Source organism: Bacteroides acidifaciens, from assembly GCF_903181435.1.
Classification (GTDB): domain Bacteria; phylum Bacteroidota; class Bacteroidia; order Bacteroidales; family Bacteroidaceae; genus Bacteroides.
Genome location: NZ_CAEUHO010000001.1, coordinates 859,345 through 879,919, shown reverse-complemented (window position 1 = coordinate 879,919; position 20,575 = coordinate 859,345). Strand labels below are relative to the sequence as shown.

Here is a 20,575-nt window from a genome sequence, read left to right as displayed (position 1 = left end):
TTGCATATTTTTTTATTTCATACTGATGTTTGCCCTTTGGTGAACAAACATCAGCTTATTAATTGTATGTCTTATCTCACCGACAATTCTTCTATCGAAACCTGTGCCGGATTACCATTCAAAGAGGTGGCATCCAAACGGATGAAGCGAGCAGATACTTTTTCTTTGAATTGTACCGTTTGCGGAACGGGGTTATTGATGATATTACTGAACTCGCCATTAGTAGGTACTTCTGTCCATGTCTTTCCATCATTACTTATCAGGAATTTATAGCGAAAAGCAGTGGTCGGCTTTGCTTCGGCTCCTGCGGGAGCGTACGTAAATCCTGCAATAACAGTCTGCTCTCCTAAGTCGATGGTGACAGGAGATGATGACAACAGACGCCATGCATCTTTGGACAAACTTTCTTGTGCTGCCTGCGATGATTCGTCTTGCAACGGAGCGGCATAGTAGGCAGCTATCCGAGATACGTTGGCTGTCAAGCGACATTCGTCGATAGTCACCCGGATTTTATTGGCTTTCACGGTAGGGATACGCAGCAATCGTTTATAGCCAATTGTGGTTCCCTGTCCTACGATGCGCCATCCTTCGGACGTCAGTACCTCTACTGTGAACTTCTCTACCCGTTGTCCTTTAGCGATGTCTTCCTGCAACATTATTATGTTGACAGAAGTTTCCTGTTCCAACTGATAAATCCGGCTGTCGTGTGGGGCGGCACACCATAGGTTCATTCCGTCTTTTATCTTGTCCGAAGCAAATACCTGCTTTCTATAATCGGCAAATTCTTTCAGCCGGGCGACATCCGCTTCACTGATAAGCCCCCGTTTATCCGGCGGGATATTGAGCAGGAGAACGGAGTTGTATCCTACCGACTGGTAATAGATTTCCATCAGATGATGCAAAGTCTTCACTTGAGCGTCCTGTTCTTTATGGTAGAACCATCCCGGACGGATAGATACATCCACTTCCGACGGATACCAGAACAGTTCGCGAGCCTTTGCCAGCATCTTGCGGCTGCCCAAATCGGGGGTTGTGCTCGATACGTTGAGAAGCTTGTTATTTTCGGAAGCACGGCTGTAAATGCTCGGAGTACGTACCGTAGCCCCCCATTCGGTTTCACGGCCAATGCCTTTCTCATTCCCTACCCAACGTACATCATCGCCCATGATGGCCGCAACAGCTTTGGGTTGCAGGCGGCGGATAGTCTTATAATAAGTATCCCAGTCATAGACTTGTTTTTTACCGTTGGGACCTTCGCCGTTGGCTCCGTCAAACCATACTTCGTGGATTTCCCCGTAATTGGTCAGCAGTTCCGTAAGCTGGCGGACAAAGAAATCGTTGTATTTCGGAGAATCCCCATAACAAGCGGCATTCCTGTCCCACGGAGAGAGATAAATTCCGAACTTCATGCCATACTTGTCGCACGCCTGGCGAAGTTCTTTCACGACATCCCCTTTTCCCTGTTTCCAAGGAGAAGAAGCAACAGAGTGAGGAGTCGTTTTCGTGGGCCACAGGCAAAAACCGTCGTGATGCTTGGCGGTGAGAAGTACCATCTTAAAACCGGCATCTTTCAAGGTACGTACCCATTGTTCGGCATCCAGTTCGGAAGGATTGAAAAGGGCAGGGTCTTCCTTGCCGTCCCCCCATTCATTGCCGGTGAAGGTGTTGATGCCGAAGTGCAGGAAAGCAGTCAGTTCCAGTCGTTGCCAATTCAACTGCTCCGGAGTGGGAACCAAACGGGCTGCCATATCCACTTTCTGCTCCAAAGTGGCATTTTCGGGAAAACGGAGATGCTTTACAAAATAATCCTCTTTCGTTTGATGCGACTGCAAATACGAAAGTTTTTCTTTCTCTTTTCTACTAGTTGCAGACATTTCTACCGACAACACGCAAAGTACCGCCACTAAGCAGCTATTTAATAAAAGTTTTCTCATCTTTATTCGATATTACATATTATTCTCACCATAAGTCATTTTCACGTTCAGGGAAGTATGGTTATTTACGGGTACTTCCAGTTTCAGGTATCCTTTCTTTTCAAAGACCAGAATGTCGCTTGCGGATACACGTACCTTGTATCTCCCTTTTGAATCGGTTCGTCCCAGTTCATGTCCGGAAGTTTTTGAATGAATGGACACACCGTCTATCAATGTAGCCTGCACATCTCTGACAGTGCCGCTTACGGTTATCTCTTTTCCGGCTGACGCGGATTTGGTTATGGTAGATGCCGGAAGATTGTCCGCGGCGGAAACGGGTTGCCCGTCTGCTCCAACAAGCTGTCCGTTCGCTCCGATATGAATAGTCTGCTTTAGCAAGATGCGGTCGGAAGCGGTTCCCAATTGCAATTCAAACGCACCGGGTTCTATCAGTCTCCTACCGTCCTCCAAGGTAAGGGAAAGTTCGGCAACCGGGAAACTGAGAACGACTTCCCTAGTCTCTCCCGGTTGCAATTCAACTTTCATAAATGCGCGCAGTTGTTTTATGGGGGTCACAACCGAACTTACTTGGTCGCGCACATAAAGCTGAACAACTTCTTTCCCTGTTCTTTTTCCTGTATTCCGGATTTGTGCCTTTACGCGGATGGAATCATGTTCCAAAGCGGCCGTCATCTTCTCCAAAGAAAAAGTGGTATAACTCAACCCATGTCCGAACGTCCACAAAGATGCGGGAGACGAGAAGACGTAATCCCTGCCGGGGACTTCATAACTGCCCGGCTTCTTATAAAAGCCCTTGTCGGAAGGCAAATGGTTGTAATAAGCCGGCAGATGCCCTACGCTCTGGGGAAAGGAGAAAGCCAGTTTTCCCGACGGATTCACTTTCCCGAAAAGAATATCGGCTATGGAGTTGCCCGCCTGCTCTCCTGCATACCATTGTGCAAGAATGGCGGGAATATGTTCTTTTTCCCAGGGGATACAAAAGGGTTTGCCGGCTACAAGTACCAACACTACCGGTTTTCCTGTTTCGTAGACCGCACGGATAAGCTCGCTCTGCGCTCCCGTCAGTTGAAGGTCGTGCAGGTCAAAGCCTTCTCCACAGTTCACCTGGTTATAATCACGCGCCAACGATGCACTGGAACTGCCGCAGAAGAGCAGGGCTACATCACTTTGAGAAGCAATCTCCACCGCTTCGGAAATAGCCGAAGTATCTTTGGACATCATACTGCATCCACGGGCATAACGGACGGTAGCCTTGTCGCCCACCAGCCGCTTTATCCCTTCCAACGGAGTGACGCCATCCTTATTGTCCCGGCTCCATGTGTAATCACCGAACTGCACCTGCGCGGCATTCGGCCCGATGACTGCAATCGAACGAATCCGGTCGAGATTCAACGGCAATAATCCATTTTCGTTTTTCAGCAATACGGTAGACTCATCCGCTATCTTACGGGACAAGGCGACGCTTTCCGCATCATGCATTTCCTGTTTGCCGAACTTCTCTCCATATGGGTCTTCAAACAAGCCTGCCGCAAACTTGGCAGTAAGCACCCGGCGTACTGCCTCATCAATCACGTTTATATCCATCTGTCCCTTTTCAACCAGTTCTTTCAGATAGGGATAACATTCGCTGGAAGCCTCTACGTCCAGTCCCGCACTGATGGACTGCACAGCGCACTCTGCCGGACTGCCGGCTGTATGATGAAAGTTCTGCAACATCTCAATCGCGCCCCAATCGGAATAAACATATCCCTTAAAGCCCCATTGCTTCCGCAGAATATCGGTCAGCAGATAGCGGGAAGCGGAGTTGGGGACACGGTTCCAGGAGTTGTAAGTGGACATCACAGCCATGACAGGCAATCGGGTAACTACCATTTCAAACGGTTTCAGATATACATCGTACAAGTCTCTCACCCCACATTCCACGGACGCGAGGTTCAGCCCGCCCAACGGATTGCCATGAGGACCGAAATGCTTCAGCATCGGAGAAATGCCATTATCCAAATAACCGCTTGTCTCCGCACAGGCGAATACTCCGCAAAGAAAAGGGTCTTCCCCATAGGATTCTTCCACCCGTCCCCAACGCAAATCGCGGACTACATCAATGCAGGGAGCCAATACCTGACGCATCCCCTGCGCATGAAGGTCACGCGATGTAGAGGCCGCCTTCTGATAAGCCAGCACCGGGTTGAAGGTACTTCCCAACGCTATATTCTGAGGATATATAGTGGAACCTTCGTGGGCGGAACCATGTAGGGACTCCGCTACGGTAAATACAGGAATTCCCAGCCGGGTGTGCTCTATCATATACTTCTGTATGAGCCGCATATTCTTACTGCAATTCTCCCCTGTCAACGGGAAACCTTCTACAAATCCCCAACCGATATTCCCAGCAAAGACGGAGAGTTTCTTTTCGTCCAACGTCTGTCCGTCGAATATATTCCAGGAATGTATATGGCGGATTTGGGCTATTTTCTCTTCGAGCGTCATCCGGCGCAACAGGTCTTCCACTCTTTCGTCAGTGGGCAGAGAGGCGTTCTTATAAGGATATGCCTGTCCCCTTGCAACCGAGAAAGGAAATAAGAACAATAATAATGCTAACAACGGGTATTTGATATAGTGTTTCATCTGTTTTCTATTACAGGTTAGTGTCAGTTTTTCAACGGTTTCAATGAGATATAACGGGGGCGGAATAATTCTACGGCGGTAATGGATTCCGGTTCGATACGTATATCGTACTCTCCGGCAGGCAGTGTCACCGTACCTACCGTTTCGGTCACATTCGCTCCGTTGCAGACTTTCTTTGTCAGCTTTTTGCCGCCTAATGTAATCGAATATACTCCGGCTGCTCCCATGCTTGCCTTACGCACTTCTTTTCCGGCGTCACCTTCCACCAGTTCATCTTTATATTTAGGAGCAGGAGCAACGTAGGCGATGCCGACTTCATAGGTCATCGGCTTGTCCAGACGGACAGACCATACCACCGCATCTCCTTTCTGCGTCATATTCTGCACACACTGTGCCTCGACTTCCTCACCGCCATAGCGGGCATTACCTTCCAGGCGGGCATCAAATGTACGCAAGTAATCTACCGGTTGGGTGGCGGAAATACGACGGCGGGGGTCTGCTTTAAGCTCCGACGTACATTCCAAAACAACAACCGTATTGACCGTGTCCGGACAATTCAACGGCACGTCCACCCATAGGTCTTTCCCGGAACGGACACATTTCAGGTTCTTTTGAGGATTGCCCAGGAGACAGGCGCGCTTCACATCTGTAAGCAACCCGCCGACACACAACTTTCCGTCTTCGGGCCAGTCGAATACGTGCAGATAGAGCTTATTGCCCTTACGGGTAGTCTCTCCCCACGACTGAACCGCAAGCGGAGTGGCTTTCGTTCCTCTGATAGAAGATTCGCCGTTCACTTTCCACCAGTCGGCAATTCCTTTTAATATCGCCTTGTCCGGCGAACTGAACTTTCCATTTCCCATCGGTCCGATGTTCATCAGAATATTACCGTTACGGGCGGCGGCTTTGACAAGCAGCTTTATGAAGAAGGAAGCGGGTTTGTATTCATTGTCATTCTCATTGTAGGCATAGGAGTTGTTGGTAGTAGGAATGCCTTCCCAATAGATGTCTCCATAGTTGCTGAACTCGTATGGGCAGTCACTGGTATTGTAATAATCGTATCGGTCGAATCCCGAAATTGCACGACCATTGATGATAATGCCGGGGCTGGCTTCGCGGGTGGCTTTCACGATACGGATACATTCTTCCACCGGGAGTTTATGGGGAGTATCGTACCACATAATATCGGGGTCATAATTAGCGATTAGTTCGCGTATCTGAGGAATCGCCTTTTCATCTACATATTTACGGGCGATGGGCAGGAATTCCTTACGGGTTTCCCACCAGTTGCGTCCGCCCAGCAGTTTGTCTCCACCCGGATTGTCATAATCCCAGTCGTTGCCTACTCCGTCCTTCTCGCCCCAATCGAATGCGTGAGAATAGTAAAAACCAAATTTTATTCCGGCTTTGCGGCAGGCATCCCGAAGTTCCTTCATCGGGTCGCGACCGAACGGAGTGGCTTTCACAATATTGTAATCACTCACTTTCGAGTCATACATGGCAAATCCGTCATGATGCTTGGAAGTGATGATAAAGTATCCCATGCCTGTCTCCTTGGCTATACGTATCCATTCTTCCGCATCGAATTCTTCAGGATTGAATCTGGCTGCTACCTCTTTCTTATATACTTCGACAGGAATCCGCGCCATACGCTGTATGTGTTCGCCGTATCCGTTATAGCGTTTTCCGTCCCATGAACATCCCAGCGGAGAATAAACTCCCCAGTGAATGAACATTCCGAAGCGGGCGTTGTCGAACCATCGCATCCTTTTATCAAGTTCCCCTTTATCGGGAACCATTGCCGACAGTCCGGTCTTCGGTTCCGCTTGTTGCTGCGCAAAGCAGGATAGTGTACTTGCAGACAATGCTGCTGCCAGGATAATACTACAAAAGTGTGTTTTCATGTTTCTCATTCTGATTATATTTTCTTCCCCATAGGAGAGCTTATTGTAAATAGTAACTTTTCACCCGGTTTCATTTGTTTCTCCGTTACCCTTCCCAAGAAAGGATTGAGCAGTTTCATCATTCCGCCTTTTTCCGATTCGACAGTGATGGAGCTTACCTTGCCATTTTCGTAAGAAGCGGTCACCAGAAATGCTCCCATCGCCCGCAGGTTGCAGAAAGATGCATCCTGCCATTTGGTCGGCATGGCGGGGAATACCCTAATCACTCCGGTATGGCTTTGCAACAACATTTCCTGAATAGCGGCGGCACAGGCAAAATTACCTTCCAGCGTGAACGGGCGATAGGTAAATTGTGAAAAGCCTGCCTTCAACTGGTCGCCGTTCAGATGGAAACTGTTCGGGCCGCAAAAGGCTTTGATAAAGATGTGCAGGTTGCGCAAGGCTTCGTCACCGTCGAAAACACGGGTTTTCAGGTTGGCAAGCCATGTATAAGTATATCCAGTCCAATAGTCCGGTCCCAACTGTTCGATGTTTTTAATGGAACGGAGAATCAGGTCGATACTTCCGTTGCCCTGACTGGCATCAATGATGCCGAAAGGATGGAAAGCCAATAGATGTGAGAAGTGACGGTGTGATTCAGTCAAGGGGGTTCCCGGAGCAATCAGCAAGCCACTTTCATTCTTCGCGAAGTCGGGCCATTCGGCCAATTGCTTCTTCCAGTGTATGGCTTCGTCCGCGAATCCAAGCGTGTCCGCCATTTCTTCCGCTACCATATAGGCAAGGCGGATATTGGCAAGGTCGTAATTGGTGGTTTCCTGAAACCAGGCGTCTATCCGGTTATCGTTAATTTCCGGTGACGAGGAAAGCGGTAACTTCCGCATGCCTTTCTTGTCCCTGACGGAAACGTTTTCAAAATAACGGGCTACCTCTTTCACCCACGGATAGGCTCGTTGAGAGAGAAAGTCCGTATCCATGCTATATTTCCATTGCAAATAGAAATGATGCACAAGCCAGCCGGCAGCAGTAGGAGAATTGGCATACTGGTTCCATCCGCCGATAGGTTCTCCGGTCAACGTGGCGATGCAGGCTACGTTCATTCCTTCCACATCGTAGAATTTGCGGGTAAACTTCTCCGAATTGTCTTTTATCTGCCATAGCCAGTCGGTGAAAACGGATGACTCTTCCAGATGATTGGATGAATATCCCGGCCAGTAGCTTAACTGGGTATTCAGGTCATTATGGAAGTCTCCACGCCATGGCGGGGTTTGTCCGTTATCGGCAGTCCACACTGCTTGCAGGCAGATAGGGGGCGCTCCTTTGCGGGAAGCGGAAGCAAATTTATACATTTCAAGATACCATTGCTTTTCCAGCAGAGTGTCCGGTATATGTATGCTCGATTTCTCCCAGTATCCTTTCCACCATTCTTCGTGCCTGGTCAAGCTGTTCTCAAAGTCATCGTTCATGTAGCGGTTTATGCAGTCCAGCGCTCCTTCTTTCTCCGAATACCACGTCCCGGTGGAAGTAACACAATACTTTCCTTCCATCTTCTTGCCGGACAGCATCTCCCAGTCCACAGCTATTTCATAAGAGATGTCTCCCCATCCTTGCTGGCGATACAGTAAGGAAGTAGGGGTTATTTCTTCCACTTTACCCAACCTATATCCTAAAGAGGTCAGTTTATTCACTCCCAGCTGATAGTCCAGTACCTCTCCGTTTTCTTCATACAGCGGCGTAACCAGACGGACAGGAAGTGTATCGGACAGGTTCTCAAACTGAAAACGTCCGCCTTTCTCATTGGCAGGAACAAAAATACGGGCTTTGACACCTCTCTCCCATTCTATGGTACAGAGGGCTGAAGCCAGATTGAGTTTTACATTCGTGACTTTACCTAAAGAAGCCGTATTTAGCTCGATGGCTCCGGCAGGTATCTTTGTCGGTGCGGAATCATATTTTGTCCGTTCGTCAATCAGTTTATAGACAGGAGTTATATTCTTCTTCTCAATCACCTGGTCGCAAATGAACTTATAGGTATAATCGGGAGAGGCAAACTGCTCTACCGGACGCAAATCCCATAAATCCGCCCGGTCTATTGCAATGCGCAACCGTCCTTCCTTCTGCCATATCAATGCACCGGTCAGCCCGTTTCCCAGCGGAATAGCCTCATCCCATACTTCAGGAAGTTTGTCGAAAGTGAGACTGTGATAAAAAGGAAACGACTCGGCCTTTTCCACGCTCTGCTTACAGGAACAAAGTAATCCTGCAAATACAATTATCTGTAAAAAATATACTGCTTTCATATGCTATTAGGGTTTCATGAAAATTCTTTTATCTCGACATTGCAAAGATGCGACAAGCAATCAACATCGGTGTGCACTTTACGTACTTTCAACGTACACATACAATACAAACAGTGCTATACTCGGGTTATAGGCGGGGGATTGTACCTCAAGTGCAGCCATATGTACACAATGTGTATCTCATGAGCACCGGGCATAAAAACAGGACAGCCGCTTCAAGTCATTACTTGAAACGGCTGCCCTGTTTTTGTTATATGTTATTTACAGAATTTCCTTGTCTTCCCACTTTCCGCCGTGCCACTCCACCACCGACGTGAAACCCGCTTTCTTCAAAGCTGCCAAGCCTTCGGGACGGGCATTGTTTATTCTTTCGGGATAGTGGGCATCACTATTCACTTGTACGCGGATACCCAAGTCTTTCAAGAAAGTGAAATAGCGTTCATTGGGATAGAAAGTGCCTAATTCGTGATAAGCCTTGGTGTTGATTTCGACAATATATCCATGACGGGCTATCTCTGCGAAATAATCACGGACTAAAGCGTCATACCACGGTTCGTCCAGTAATCCGGGACGGTAGCAGGAAGCATTGTAATGCATCTTGTCCGCATGACCGACAATATCAAATCCGCCCAATTCGACCATATGAAGCAGGTTCTTATAATAAAGGCGGACAACGGAATCCAGGTCACCGTCGAAATGCTTGTCTATTAATTGGCGGAAAGTATCTGCCGGAGTATCAATGTCCACGATTTTTCCTTCCGGGGAATATAGCATATGCACGGAGCCTATCCGGTAATCGAGCGGCAGTTCCCGGAAACGGGATGAAGCGGGATTGCTGTCTTCGTTCAGGTAATCTATTTCAAGACCGATGGCAAGCTCTATCTTATCCGCGTATTTCTTTTTGAGACGGGCGAATTCGGAAAGGTAATCTTCCATTCTGTCCCATTCCATAGTCCATGCTGTGGGAAACGGCAACGGAGCATGCGAAGAGATGCCATAGGAAGTAAAGCCTTCGCTGATGGCAAAACGGATAAAATCTTCCATGTTGGCTCGTCCGTCGCAATAGAGACAATGGCTATGATAGTTAGTAAGGTTTGTCATACAAGATTATATTATCAAAATTATATTATCAAGGTCAATAATCTACGTAATGAAGGCAATTCGTTTCCGTTATAAGCCCCCGATATGATTACATACTGAGTTATCTGCATAAGTATAAATAGAAATGTTTGTGCCACAGTGATGGCACAACAGTGCCACCTTATTGGCATGCCCGTGACACGCCTATGGCACAGCTGTGCCAATAGGTTGGCACAAAGTTATCCTTCTATCTCGCTAAGCTCCAACCAGCGCATCGTCTTTTCATCAATCAGGTCATTCACCGCCGGCAAGCGTTTCGATTTCTCGGTCAGTTCGTCAACGGAGAGCGTACCGCTGCAAAGGAGTTCTTCAATCCGGGCTTTTTCCGCTTCCAGGTCAGCTATCTCCTTTTCCAGTTGTTCGAATTCGCGCTTTTCCTTAAAGCTCATTTTCCGCTTGTCGTTCAGGCGGACGCGGGCAGTCTTTTCTTCCTGCGGCTTTTCGGCTTCTTTCTCTTTTTGGGCTTTCGCGTCTTTCCAGTCGCGGTAGTCGCTGTAATTTCCGGGGAAGTCACGGATGTCTCCCTGTCCGTTGAATACCATCAGGTGGTCTACTACCTTATCCATAAAGTAACGGTCGTGGGAAACGACGATGACGCAGCCTTTGAAGTGCTGGAGATATTCTTCGAGCACATTCAATGTGATAATATCGAGGTCGTTGGTAGGCTCATCCAGTACGAGGAAGTTAGGATTACGCATCAGGATGGTACACAGGTAAAGACGGCGGCGCTCTCCCCCACTCAGTTTGTAGACATAGCTATGCTGGGTTTCGGGGGTGAAGAGGAAATGTTGCAGGAATTGTGAGGCGGTCAGCTTCTTTCCATTGCCCAGTTCGATGACTTCGGCAATATCCTGAATGACGTCAATCACTTTCATCTGTTCGTCAAACTGGAGCCCGTCTTGCGAGTAATAGCCGAAACGGACTGTTTCGCCGATGTCCACTGTGCCGCTATCGGGTTGTACTTGTCCCATTAGTATCTTGATGAAAGTCGATTTTCCGGTTCCGTTGTTTCCTACGATTCCCATCTTCTCATAGCGGGAGAAGATATAAGAGAAGTCTTCCAGGATTTTCAAGTCGCCGAAACTCTTGTACAGATGGTCGGCTTCGAATATCTTGCTGCCGATATAGGATGCCTTCACTTCCAGTTTTACGTTATCGTTATTGAAACGCTGTTTTGCCACCTTTTCCAGTTCATAGAAAGCTTCTTCACGGTAACGGGCTTTGTGTCCGCGTGCTTGCGGCATCCGGCGCATCCAGTCGAGTTCCGTACGGTAGAGGTTGTTGGCACGTTCTATTTCTACGCTTTTAGCTTCGATACGTTCCTGGCGTTTCTCGAGGTAATAGCTGTAATTACCTTTATATTGGTAGACTTGCTTATTGTCTATTTCAACGATTTCCGAGCAGACACGGTCGAGGAAGTAGCGGTCGTGGGTCACCATCAGCAGGCTGAGGTTGGTACGGCGCAGGTAGTCTTCGAGCCATTCGGTCATATCAAGGTCGAGGTGGTTGGTAGGCTCGTCGAGAATCAGGAGTTCCGGTTCGGTAATCAAGGCGTTGGCGAGGGCGACACGTTTCAACTGTCCGCCGGAGAGTTGCTTCACCTTCTGGTCGAAGTTACGGATTTTGAGTTGCGAAAGGATTTGCTTGGCTTTCTGTTCGTATTCCCAGGCTTTCTCCTGGTCCATACGCGCCAAGAGGTCTTCCAGTCCCGGATGCCCTTCGGTTTCCATGCACCGTTCGTACTCTTTAATGAGTTCTACTGTGCTGTTGCCATGATGGAAACAGGCTTCGAGCACGGTCAGTTCTTCGGGGTATTGCGGGTCTTGTTCGAGGTAATCCACACGAAGGTCGCGGCGGAAGACAATGTTGCCGCTATCATAGCCTTCTTTTCCGGCGATGATATTCAACAAGGTGGTTTTGCCGCTGCCGTTCTTCGCTATCAGCCCTACACGCTGACCTTCGGCAATGCCCAAAGATATATTTTCAAAAAGAACCAAGTCGCCGAAGGACTTGGTCAGGTTATCTATCTGTAAATAAGGTACAGCCACGTAATTTAGTGATTAGTCGGTTAGTGATTAGTGATTAATAATCACGGATTTATACTCTTCAATGACGTTGCATGGCTCTCCTGCCTTTACTTTGCTCCATGCCAGTTTCATCGGGTCGATGATTCGGTCTTCATATTGGAGCACAGGGGCTTCACGGTTGCCGTCAACCAATGTCTGCCATTCCATGCCGTCCACTTCGTTGGCAAGAATCGCGCAGACTGTGATGCCGACAGCCAGCCATTCGTCTTTCTTCTTCGCACCTATCTTGCCGCTGTCAATCACTTGCTGAAGTTTCTCGAGGTCTTCTTCTATGCCTTGAAAATCTTTTTTCAGTTCCTGTTTTACGGTAGATACCACCCATTCGTATCCTTCATTAATCTGGTAAATCTCCGAAAGGCGGACAGGTATCAGTTCGGCGGGATACTTCTCCCCTTCTTTGCGTATCTCCAAAGTGTTGATTATACTTTCGGCTTCTTGCACGCTTCCACCCTTTGGGACGGTGAAGGAACATTCGAAAGCAATATCGTCAATGCCTGTAATCCAGACATGGGAAGTATAATAGGTTCCTTCTTCCTGGAACATTTCTTTGCTGTACGCACATTCCAACGTTCCGACTTTAACCAATAAAGCCGAATCGTTCTCGCTCAGTTCCTGACGGATGGCGTCTTTGCCATAACCGGCCTTGCCTTTAAATGCGGAAATACGGAAGTTGCCCGACCAGACATCGGGATTATAGAAAAGAAAAGAGCCTTCGCCATCTTCAAACTCATTCCAGTCCGATGGATAGTTCATGGAAAACCATGCTCCGGGGGAGATAAATTTCTTGCCTTGCATCCTTTTTCATTAAATGATTACTTGGCAAAAATACAATAAAATAGGGAAATTGCATGAAGATAGATAAGAAACTATTTACCTATCGGCTGTATTTTCCTGCGTACCTCTTTGGAAATTTCCAAAAACATATAGTTCAGCTTGCCGGAATGAATGCCTTCTTCGTTCTCTTTGTACTTCTTATTGGCGTATTGTTTGGATTTCTCGAAGGTGAGCAATGACATTTCGTTCTGCGACTTGCCTACCATTGTGGAGTCCAGTTGCTCGTCGGGGAAAAAGTCGTCCAGGTCGACGTCGCCAATCATCGTTGTCTCCAGAAAGTTCTTGTCGGTATGCGAATTATCCGTGTAGTAACCCACAAACATATGTCCCGGTGTACGCACAAGGATAGGGTCGATATTAATGGCACGAAGCAAGGACGCGAACAATACGCTGCCGTCCACGCAGTTGATTTGAGAGGATTCCAACGCATCGTCAAACGTACGGACACGCTGTGAGAATACAACATTACTCGAAAGGCTGGTATTGGAAACGGAGCTATAACGGAACTTGCGTTTCTGTAAAATATTCCAAAGGGCATACACCTGCTTGTCTACTGCTCCTTTAGCCTTGCTCTGATAGCCGAGGAAACGATTGACGATACGGGTATTCAATGCTTCGCGGAGCAATTGGTCAATCATCGGATTCTCTTCATTGACGTAGGCGGCAAAGAAGATACTTGTATCGTGAAACTTGGTTCCGTTCGCCACATACCCCAGCAGACATTCGTTAATACTGCGGACAGAGAAAGTACGTACCCGTTGTCCCAGGTCCTTCTCATTCATCTCGACGGTCACGGCAACGCTTACCGGCTCGGCTTGCACGTTATTCTTCAATGCTTCGTAATTCCATATAATATCCGGATAAATCGTATACTCCGTACGCGGTTTGTTCAATACGAACTCGGATACGGAACGGGAGAAGAAAGGAGTTTCGGCCACTTCAATGCGTACACGGCTGTATGCGGTCTTTGATTTCAGCCGGATGGCAATGCACGATTTCGGATTTCCCAGATAGGTGGAGTCCGAAGGTATGACAACTTGTGCATCGGTAGTGGCTACGGACAGAATAGCCGAGGGAAAGATGTTTCCACCCAAATCGTCTGTTATCTCAAAGCCTGTATTGAAAGAGGTATATTTAAAGACGGACACACCGCCGAGCAGGAGCAGCAGTACGATAACCGCACCTATCACTTCGCGCTTATGACGTTTCAAGTCTATTTTTATCATCGTTTGCAGTTTCTATTATCCAACATTTCTATCATTTCTCGCTAACAAAGATAACAAATAGCAGACGTTTTTTCCTCTTACAATCCATAAAAACTTCCATATTCCATATCAATTCCCATAAATCAAGGAATGTAACGCGATTGTAACATCTGTTTCATCTGACCGTAACAAAGTCTTCTCATCTTTGCATCGAATAAAATAAAAACGTAACTTTGTCATATCACATTAATTAGATACATCTTATGAACGAAACCCGTATTTTAGTTGTCGACGATGAAGAAGACCTCTGCGAGATTCTGAAATTCAATCTTGAGAACGAAGGTTATGAGGTAGATACCGCAAACTCTGCCGAAGAAGCACTGAAAATGAACATCAGCAGCTACCATTTAATTCTACTCGATGTGATGATGGGAGAAATCTCCGGATTCAAAATGGCGAACATGCTGAAGAAAGACAAGAAAACAGCCAAAGTGCCTATCATCTTCATCACGGCAAAAGATACTGAAAACGATACTGTGACAGGATTCAACCTGGGCGCGGACGATTATATCTCGAAGCCTTTCTCCCTGCGCGAAGTCATCGCCCGTGTGAAAGCCGTATTGAGACGTACGGCAACGACGGAAACGGAAAGAGCACCCGAACGGCTTACTTACCAGACACTTGTCATCGACATCACCAAGAAGAAAGCGAGCATCGACGACGAAGAAGTGTCATTGACCAAAAAAGAATTTGAAATCCTGCTTCTGCTGGTACAGAATAAAGGGCGTGTATTCTCACGTGAAGATATTCTGGCACGTATCTGGAGCGACGAAGTGTATGTGCTGGACCGTACTATCGACGTAAACATCACCCGTTTACGCAAAAAGATAGGCATATACGGCAAATGCATTGTCACACGTCTCGGATACGGATACTGTTTTGAAGCTGAATAACTATTTATCATGAACCTGCCTGTAACTCAAAGACATTTTCTTTCTTTCAGCCGGAAGCTTTTCCTTTCGGTTATTTCACTGTTTCTAGTATTCGCTATCTGTTTCATTGCGTACCAGTACCAACGCGAACGGGAATATAAAATAGAACTGCTGAATACCAAATTGCAGGATTACAACAGCCGGCTCTACGAGCGGCTGGACGAACAACCGCTTGACGACGGAATTATCAACGATTATATCAATAATCATATTCTGGAAGACTTGCGTGTAACGCTTATCGACCTGGATGGAAATGTGGTTTACGACAGTTATCCGAACCATGACGAACAGATGGAAAACCACCTTAACCGTCCGGAAGTGCAGAAAGCACTGAAACACGGGAATGGGTATGACGTGCGCCGTACTTCGGAAACGACAGGAGTTCCTTATTTTTATTCGGCTACACGTTATAAGGATTATATTCTCCGTTCGGCATTACCTTATAATATAAGCCTTATCAACAATCTGCAAGCAGACCCGCATTATTTATGGTTCACTGTAATCGTGACTTTGCTTCTGATGATTATCTTCTACAAATTCACGAACAAACTGGGGACTTCTATCAGCCAGCTCCGCGAGTTTGCCATGCGTGCCGACCGGAACGAGCCTATCGAGATGGCGATACAATCGGCTTTCCCGCACAATGAATTGGGAGAAATATCGCAGCATATCATCCAAATCTACAAGCGGCTGCACGAAACGAAAGAAGCTCTCTACATCGAACGCGAGAAGCTGATTACCCATCTTCAGATTTCGCACGAAGGACTGGGAGTATTTACGAAAGACAAAAAGGAGATTCTTGTCAACAATCTCTTTACCCAATACAGCAACCTAATTTCGGACTCTAACCTGGAAACTACGGAAAAGGTCTTTGCCATCAGCGAACTGAAAGAGATTATACATTTTATAAATAAGAACCAGCAACAGCGTTCGAGAGGGAAAGACGAAAAGCGAATGTCTATCACCATCAACAAGAACGGACGCACGTTTATCGTTGAATGTATCATCTTCCAGGATGCAAGCTTTGAGATTTCAATCAATGATGTCACCCAGGAAGAAGAACAGGTGAATCTCAAACGGCAGTTGACACAGAACGTCGCGCATGAACTGAAAACGCCTGTCAGCAGTATTCAAGGGTATTTGGAAACTATCGTCAATAATGAAAACATACCGCGAGAGAAGATTAATGTATTCCTTGAACGCTGCTATGCGCAAAGCAACCGATTGAGCCGGTTGTTGCGTGATATTTCCGTACTTACCCGCATGGATGAGGCTGCCAACATGATTGATATGGAACGGGTGGATATCAGTGTACTGGTAGGAAATATCATCAACGAGGTTTCACTGGAACTGGACGAGAAGCATATCACGGTAGTTAATTCTTTAAAGAAGAGCATACAGGTCAAAGGAAATTATTCCCTGATTTATTCCATCTTCCGCAATCTGATGGATAACGCCATCGCATATGCCGGAACGAATATCCAGATTAATATCAATTGTTTCCGTGAAGACGAGAGCTTCTATTATTTCAGTTTTGCCGATACGGGCGTAGGCGTATCCCCCGAACATCTGAACCGTCTCTTCGAGCGTTTCTACCGGGTAGACAAAGGTCGTTCGCGAAAATTAGGCGGAACGGGACTAGGACTGGCTATCGTGAAGAATGCAGTGATTATCCATGGCGGCATCATCTCTGCCAAAAATAATCAGGGCGGCGGACTGGAGTTTGTCTTTACATTGGCAAAGGAGAAATAAGATTTTTCACAAAGTAAGGTTCTTTTAAAAGAAGACAAAGAAGAAAAGAAAGAAATATTCTTTGTATAAAATGAAAAGGCATTATCTTTGTCTTCTATGTAATTCATAGAAGTTCAATATAATAACAGCCAATTATGAAAACGAATCTAAATATTCTTTCAATTGTATGTATTCTTTGTCTTTGTGCCTGCAAAAACGGCAATGCTTCCGGCTTAAACAAAACTGAAGTAGCACAGGATACTATCAAAACTTTCACATTACCCACCATCCCGACAATGATGACGGCGCCGGAACAACGGGCGGATTTCCTTGTCAAGCACTATTGGGATAACGTAAACTTTGCCGATACCAATTATATCCATCACCCCGAAGTGACCGAACAGGCTTGGTCGGACTATTGCGATATATTGAACCATGTTCCATTGGAAACTGCACAGCAAGCTATGCGGAAAACAATCGAACGGACAAACGTGGATAAGAAGGTATTCACTTACATCACCGACTTGGCAGACAAATATCTGTACGACCCTAACTCTCCGATGCGTAACGAAGAATTTTATATCCCTGTACTGGATGCCATGCTGGCTTCTCCCATACTGGAAGAAATAGAAAAGGTACGTCCCAAAGCCCGCCGTGAACTGGCTCAGAAAAACCGTATCGGAACCAAAGCATTGAACTTTAACTATACATTGTCTTCTGGCGCACAAGGCTCCCTTTATCAACAGAAATCGGACTATACCTTATTATTTATCAATAACCCGGGATGCCACGCCTGCACGGAAACAATCGAAGCATTAAAAAACGCCCCTATCATCAATCAGCTTCTATCTCAAAAGAAGTTGACCGTCCTCTCTATCTACCCCGACGAAGAACTGGACGAATGGCGGAAACATCTGAATGAATTCCCGAAGGAATGGATTAACGGATATGACAAGACTTTCGCTATCAAGGAGCAACAACTGTATGACTTGAAAGCCGTCCCTACCCTCTACCTTCTGAACAAAGACAAGACAGTACTTCTAAAGGATGCCACAGCGCAAACCATCGAAGAATACTTACTAATGAAAGGCGAACAATAAGCATCTCCCACGTCACCCACACACGTACACACACCGCATGCCCATACCACGTGCCACCCCGCATGGTTTCCCGGCCTCGTTTTTTCAGCGTCAAGCGCAGGTGTTTTCTTCGGCGTTAAGAAGGGCAGACTGTTTGAGCGTAGCGAGTTTCTGCCCTTTAGCCGGAGAAAGCACCGGAGTAGCTGAAAAAACGCAGCCTTGATTCTTTCTTTTTGGTTCTTTTTCTTTCGTATCAAGACGAAAGAAAAAGAACGCCCCCCTTTGCAAAAGCCAAATAAACTCCCTATCTTTGCCACGCATTGGTTCGCAGACCTCAAAAACATACGAGGAAAGCGATTAAAAGGGAATCAGGTGTAAATCCTGAACAGTCCCGCTGCTGTAAGTTCTATAAATATGTTGCGAGCAACCTACTTTTAGCCACTGGAAAGAAACTTCTGGGAAGGCGCCCGCAACAGGAACGAGTCAGAAGACCTGCCGTGCAACCAATTTCACTGCTTTCGAGGAAAAAGCGTTGAATCTAATGAACCGGACAATCCGTCTATCATTTCATTCATCATTCTGATTCAGAGAAAGTGTGTTTTAATTAATAAACTCTGCCAAGTTTATTTATGCGTGTCCGGTCGAAGGGATTTCGCCCGGACACTTTTAAAAGTGAAAAATAGATCAATAATAGGACAAGGATGAGACATATAAGGCTATACAAGAGTATCTGTGCAGTAATCTGCTGCCAGCTTTTATTCCCCGCACTTTTTGCGCAACAGCAAAAAGTGGATACAACGCATACATACTCCATCCCCGAAATTACAGTTTCCGATATTTACCAAACACGAGAGATACGTTCTACCGCTCCGCTACAAGTACTTTCCAAAGATGCGCTAAAGAACCTGCATGCTCTGCAAGTCTCTGATGCCGTGAAGCATTTTGCCGGAGTGACCGTGAAAGATTACGGTGGCATCGGCGGACTGAAAACCGTATCCATACGCAGCCTGGGCGCACAACACACAGCCGTAGGTTATGACGGAATCACCGTAACCGACTGCCAGACGGGTCAGATTGACATCGGTCGTTTCTCGCTCGATAACGTAGACCAGTTATCATTAAGCAACGGTCAAAGCGATAATATATTCCAGCCGGCACGTTTCTTCGCTTCGGCAGGAATACTGAATATACAGACACTTACTCCCCGTTTCGAAAAAGGGAAACGTACGAATATCAGCGCGGCTTTCAAGACCGGCTCATGGGGGCTGGTCAACCCATCGGTTCTGTTAGAGCGACAACTCAATTCTAAGTGGACAGTCACAGCCAATGGCGAATGGATGTCTTCAGACGGACAATACCCCTACACCCTGCACTACGGAAATACAGAGGGCGACCTGACGTCACGGGAGAAAAGAAAGAATACCGACGTACAGACTTTCCGTACCGAAGCCGGACTTTACGGCAACTTCTCCGATAAAGAGCAATGGCGATTGAAAGCCTATTACTTCCAATCTTCCCGAGGATTGCCGAAAGCCACTACACTTTATAACGACTATTCCTCACAACACCTGTGGGACAAGAATACATTTATACAAAGCCAATATAAGAAAGAGTTCAGCCACCAATGGGTATTGCAGACTTCCGCCAAATGGAACTGGAGCTATCAGCGTTACCTGGACCCCGACACCAAAAACTCTTCAGGAAAAACGGAAAACAGTTATTACCAACAGGAATACTATCTCTCCGCATCGGTATTATACAGATTATTGAACAATCTTTCATTTTCCCTTTCAACGGATGGGAGTATCAATACAATGGATACTAATCTTACTAATTTTGCGCAACCCACCCGCTATTCATGGCTGACGGCTTTTGCTGGAAAATATGTAAATGATTGGCTGACCATCTCCGCATCTGCTTTGGCAACTATCATCAACGAAGATGTCAAGGAAGGCGGCAGCGCCGGCAATCACCGCAAATTAACGCCTTATGTCAGCGCTTCATTCAAGCCTTTCCATAACGAAGAGTTCCGTATCCGTGCCTTCTATAAGGACATCTTCCGCCTGCCAAGTTTCAATGACTTATATTACCAGGAAGTGGGAAACACCAAACTGAAACCTGAAAATGCAAAGCAATATAATATCGGACTTACATACAGCAAGAATGTATGTACATTCATTCCTTATCTTTCGGCAACCGTTGATGCATACTATAACAAAGTAACGGATAAAATCATTGCTTATCCTACCAAGAACCTTGCGATATGGAGTATGAGAAACTTGGGGAGTGTGGAGATTAAAGGAATTGACGCCACAGGAAACTTGTCTCTCCAGCCTTGGGAGAAAATCCGCATCAACCTGTCCGGCAATTATACATACCAACGGGCATTGGATGTCACTGACCCTAATTCGAACAAGGATAAATCGACTTATAAACATCAGATAGCCTATACTCCCCGTGTTTCTGCCTCTGGACAAGCAGGTATCGAGACACCATGGATAAATATGTCTTACTCATTCCTTTATTCAGGAAAACGCTATACAGTAGGACAGAATATCGCAGCAAACCGACTGGATAGTTACAGTGACCACAGTATCTCGGCGAGCCACGACTTCCGGATAAGAAAAGTTACAAGTTCGCTCAGCGTGGAAGTACTGAACCTGATGGATAAAAATTACGAGATTGTACGATACTTCCCAATGCCGGGACGTTCGGTAAGAGCAACGCTAAAAATAACATATTAAAAG

At 46.6% G+C, this 20,575-nt stretch carries 13 protein-coding genes and 1 riboswitch; of the genes, 4 read left to right on the top strand and 9 right to left on the bottom strand.

Translation table 11 applies throughout. The annotated features are described in order from the left end of the window. Positions 1-71: 71 nt before the first annotated feature. The 8 genes from CLIN57ABFB40_RS03480 to CLIN57ABFB40_RS03445 all read right to left on the bottom strand — a co-directional run bounded on the left by CLIN57ABFB40_RS03480 (position 72) and on the right by CLIN57ABFB40_RS03445 (position 14,047). Entirely contained in the window at positions 72-1,934 is a 1,863-nt protein-coding gene (locus tag CLIN57ABFB40_RS03480) for an alpha-L-fucosidase (RefSeq protein WP_410489586.1), read from the bottom strand. A gap of 12 nt (positions 1,935-1,946) precedes the next feature. After that, the gene (locus CLIN57ABFB40_RS03475; RefSeq protein ID WP_175628901.1) at positions 1,947-4,559 is read right to left on the bottom strand and encodes a glycoside hydrolase family 3 N-terminal domain-containing protein; all 2,613 of its coding nucleotides are present in this window, start codon (positions 4,557-4,559) and stop codon (positions 1,947-1,949) included. 23 nt (positions 4,560-4,582) lie between these two features. Beyond that, a complete protein-coding gene (locus CLIN57ABFB40_RS03470) occupies positions 4,583-6,472 on the bottom strand; it encodes an alpha-L-fucosidase (RefSeq protein WP_175628900.1) in 1,890 nt (629 codons plus the stop codon). A 5-nt stretch (positions 6,473-6,477) separates the two neighbouring features. Continuing rightward, positions 6,478-8,760 carry a glycosyl hydrolase family 95 catalytic domain-containing protein gene (locus CLIN57ABFB40_RS03465; protein WP_175628899.1) on the bottom strand — a complete coding sequence of 761 codons (2,283 nt, stop codon included), beginning with the start codon at positions 8,758-8,760 and terminating at the stop codon, positions 6,478-6,480. A 261-nt stretch (positions 8,761-9,021) separates the two neighbouring features. After that, positions 9,022-9,861, bottom strand: coding sequence for a histidinol-phosphatase (locus CLIN57ABFB40_RS03460; RefSeq protein WP_175628898.1), 840 nt, complete (start codon positions 9,859-9,861; stop codon positions 9,022-9,024). A gap of 218 nt (positions 9,862-10,079) precedes the next feature. Continuing rightward, positions 10,080-11,948, bottom strand: coding sequence for an ABC-F family ATP-binding cassette domain-containing protein (locus tag CLIN57ABFB40_RS03455; protein WP_175628897.1), 1,869 nt, complete (start codon positions 11,946-11,948; stop codon positions 10,080-10,082). A 27-nt stretch (positions 11,949-11,975) separates the two neighbouring features. Beyond that, positions 11,976-12,782 (bottom strand): DUF3805 domain-containing protein, encoded by an 807-nt coding sequence (locus tag CLIN57ABFB40_RS03450; RefSeq protein WP_175628896.1) that lies wholly within the window; start codon positions 12,780-12,782, stop codon positions 11,976-11,978. Between the two features lie 71 nt (positions 12,783-12,853). Beyond that, entirely contained in the window at positions 12,854-14,047 is a 1,194-nt protein-coding gene (locus CLIN57ABFB40_RS03445) for a hypothetical protein (RefSeq protein WP_175628895.1), read from the bottom strand. 242 nt (positions 14,048-14,289) lie between these two features. On the opposite strand from CLIN57ABFB40_RS03445, the gene CLIN57ABFB40_RS03440 reads away from it, so the two are divergent. The 3 genes from CLIN57ABFB40_RS03440 (at position 14,290) to CLIN57ABFB40_RS03430 (ending at position 17,849) form a co-directional block, all read left to right on the top strand. Next, entirely contained in the window at positions 14,290-14,979 is a 690-nt protein-coding gene (locus CLIN57ABFB40_RS03440; protein ID WP_175628894.1) for a response regulator transcription factor, read from the top strand. Between the two features lie 9 nt (positions 14,980-14,988). Beyond that, positions 14,989-16,770 carry an ATP-binding protein gene (locus tag CLIN57ABFB40_RS03435; RefSeq protein ID WP_175628893.1) on the top strand — a complete coding sequence of 594 codons (1,782 nt, stop codon included), beginning with the start codon at positions 14,989-14,991 and terminating at the stop codon, positions 16,768-16,770. Positions 16,771-16,904: 134 nt separating this feature from the next. Next, positions 16,905-17,849 carry a DUF5106 domain-containing protein gene (locus CLIN57ABFB40_RS03430; protein WP_175628892.1) on the top strand — a complete coding sequence of 315 codons (945 nt, stop codon included), beginning with the start codon at positions 16,905-16,907 and terminating at the stop codon, positions 17,847-17,849. A 90-nt stretch (positions 17,850-17,939) separates the two neighbouring features. Here the strand turns inward: CLIN57ABFB40_RS03430 and CLIN57ABFB40_RS03425 are convergent, their stop codons facing one another. After that, positions 17,940-18,149: a hypothetical protein gene (locus tag CLIN57ABFB40_RS03425; protein ID WP_254871691.1), complete on the bottom strand. Its 210-nt coding sequence runs from the start codon at positions 18,147-18,149 to the stop codon at positions 17,940-17,942. Next, a riboswitch (cobalamin riboswitch) is annotated at positions 18,133-18,343 on the top strand. Its footprint overlaps the gene before it by 17 nt. Before the next feature lie 186 nt (positions 18,344-18,529). Between CLIN57ABFB40_RS03425 and CLIN57ABFB40_RS03420 the strand changes: the two genes are divergently transcribed. Continuing rightward, complete coding sequence (locus tag CLIN57ABFB40_RS03420; protein WP_175628891.1) at positions 18,530-20,572, top strand: TonB-dependent receptor plug domain-containing protein; 2,043 nt, start codon at positions 18,530-18,532, stop codon at positions 20,570-20,572. Positions 20,573-20,575: the final 3 nt, after the last annotated feature.

Excerpts from the sequence above, each read along its gene's own strand:
- CLIN57ABFB40_RS03470 (WP_175628900.1), bottom strand. The coding sequence starts at position 6,472 with ATGAGAAACATGAAAACACACTTTTGTAGTATTATCCTGGCAGCAGCA.
- CLIN57ABFB40_RS03435 (WP_175628893.1), top strand. The coding sequence starts at position 14,989 with ATGAACCTGCCTGTAACTCAAAGACATTTTCTTTCTTTCAGCCGGAAG.
- CLIN57ABFB40_RS03460 (WP_175628898.1), bottom strand. The coding sequence starts at position 9,861 with ATGACAAACCTTACTAACTATCATAGCCATTGTCTCTATTGCGACGGA.
- CLIN57ABFB40_RS03445 (WP_175628895.1), bottom strand. The coding sequence starts at position 14,047 with ATGATAAAAATAGACTTGAAACGTCATAAGCGCGAAGTGATAGGTGCG.
- CLIN57ABFB40_RS03430 (WP_175628892.1), top strand. The coding sequence starts at position 16,905 with ATGAAAACGAATCTAAATATTCTTTCAATTGTATGTATTCTTTGTCTT.
- CLIN57ABFB40_RS03450 (WP_175628896.1), bottom strand. The coding sequence starts at position 12,782 with ATGCAAGGCAAGAAATTTATCTCCCCCGGAGCATGGTTTTCCATGAAC.
- CLIN57ABFB40_RS03440 (WP_175628894.1), top strand. The coding sequence starts at position 14,290 with ATGAACGAAACCCGTATTTTAGTTGTCGACGATGAAGAAGACCTCTGC.
- CLIN57ABFB40_RS03425 (WP_254871691.1), bottom strand. The coding sequence starts at position 18,149 with ATGCGTGGCAAAGATAGGGAGTTTATTTGGCTTTTGCAAAGGGGGGCG.
- CLIN57ABFB40_RS03480 (WP_410489586.1), bottom strand. The coding sequence starts at position 1,934 with ATGAGAAAACTTTTATTAAATAGCTGCTTAGTGGCGGTACTTTGCGTG.
- CLIN57ABFB40_RS03465 (WP_175628899.1), bottom strand. The coding sequence starts at position 8,760 with ATGAAAGCAGTATATTTTTTACAGATAATTGTATTTGCAGGATTACTT.
- CLIN57ABFB40_RS03420 (WP_175628891.1), top strand. The coding sequence starts at position 18,530 with ATGAGACATATAAGGCTATACAAGAGTATCTGTGCAGTAATCTGCTGC.
- CLIN57ABFB40_RS03475 (WP_175628901.1), bottom strand. The coding sequence starts at position 4,559 with ATGAAACACTATATCAAATACCCGTTGTTAGCATTATTATTGTTCTTA.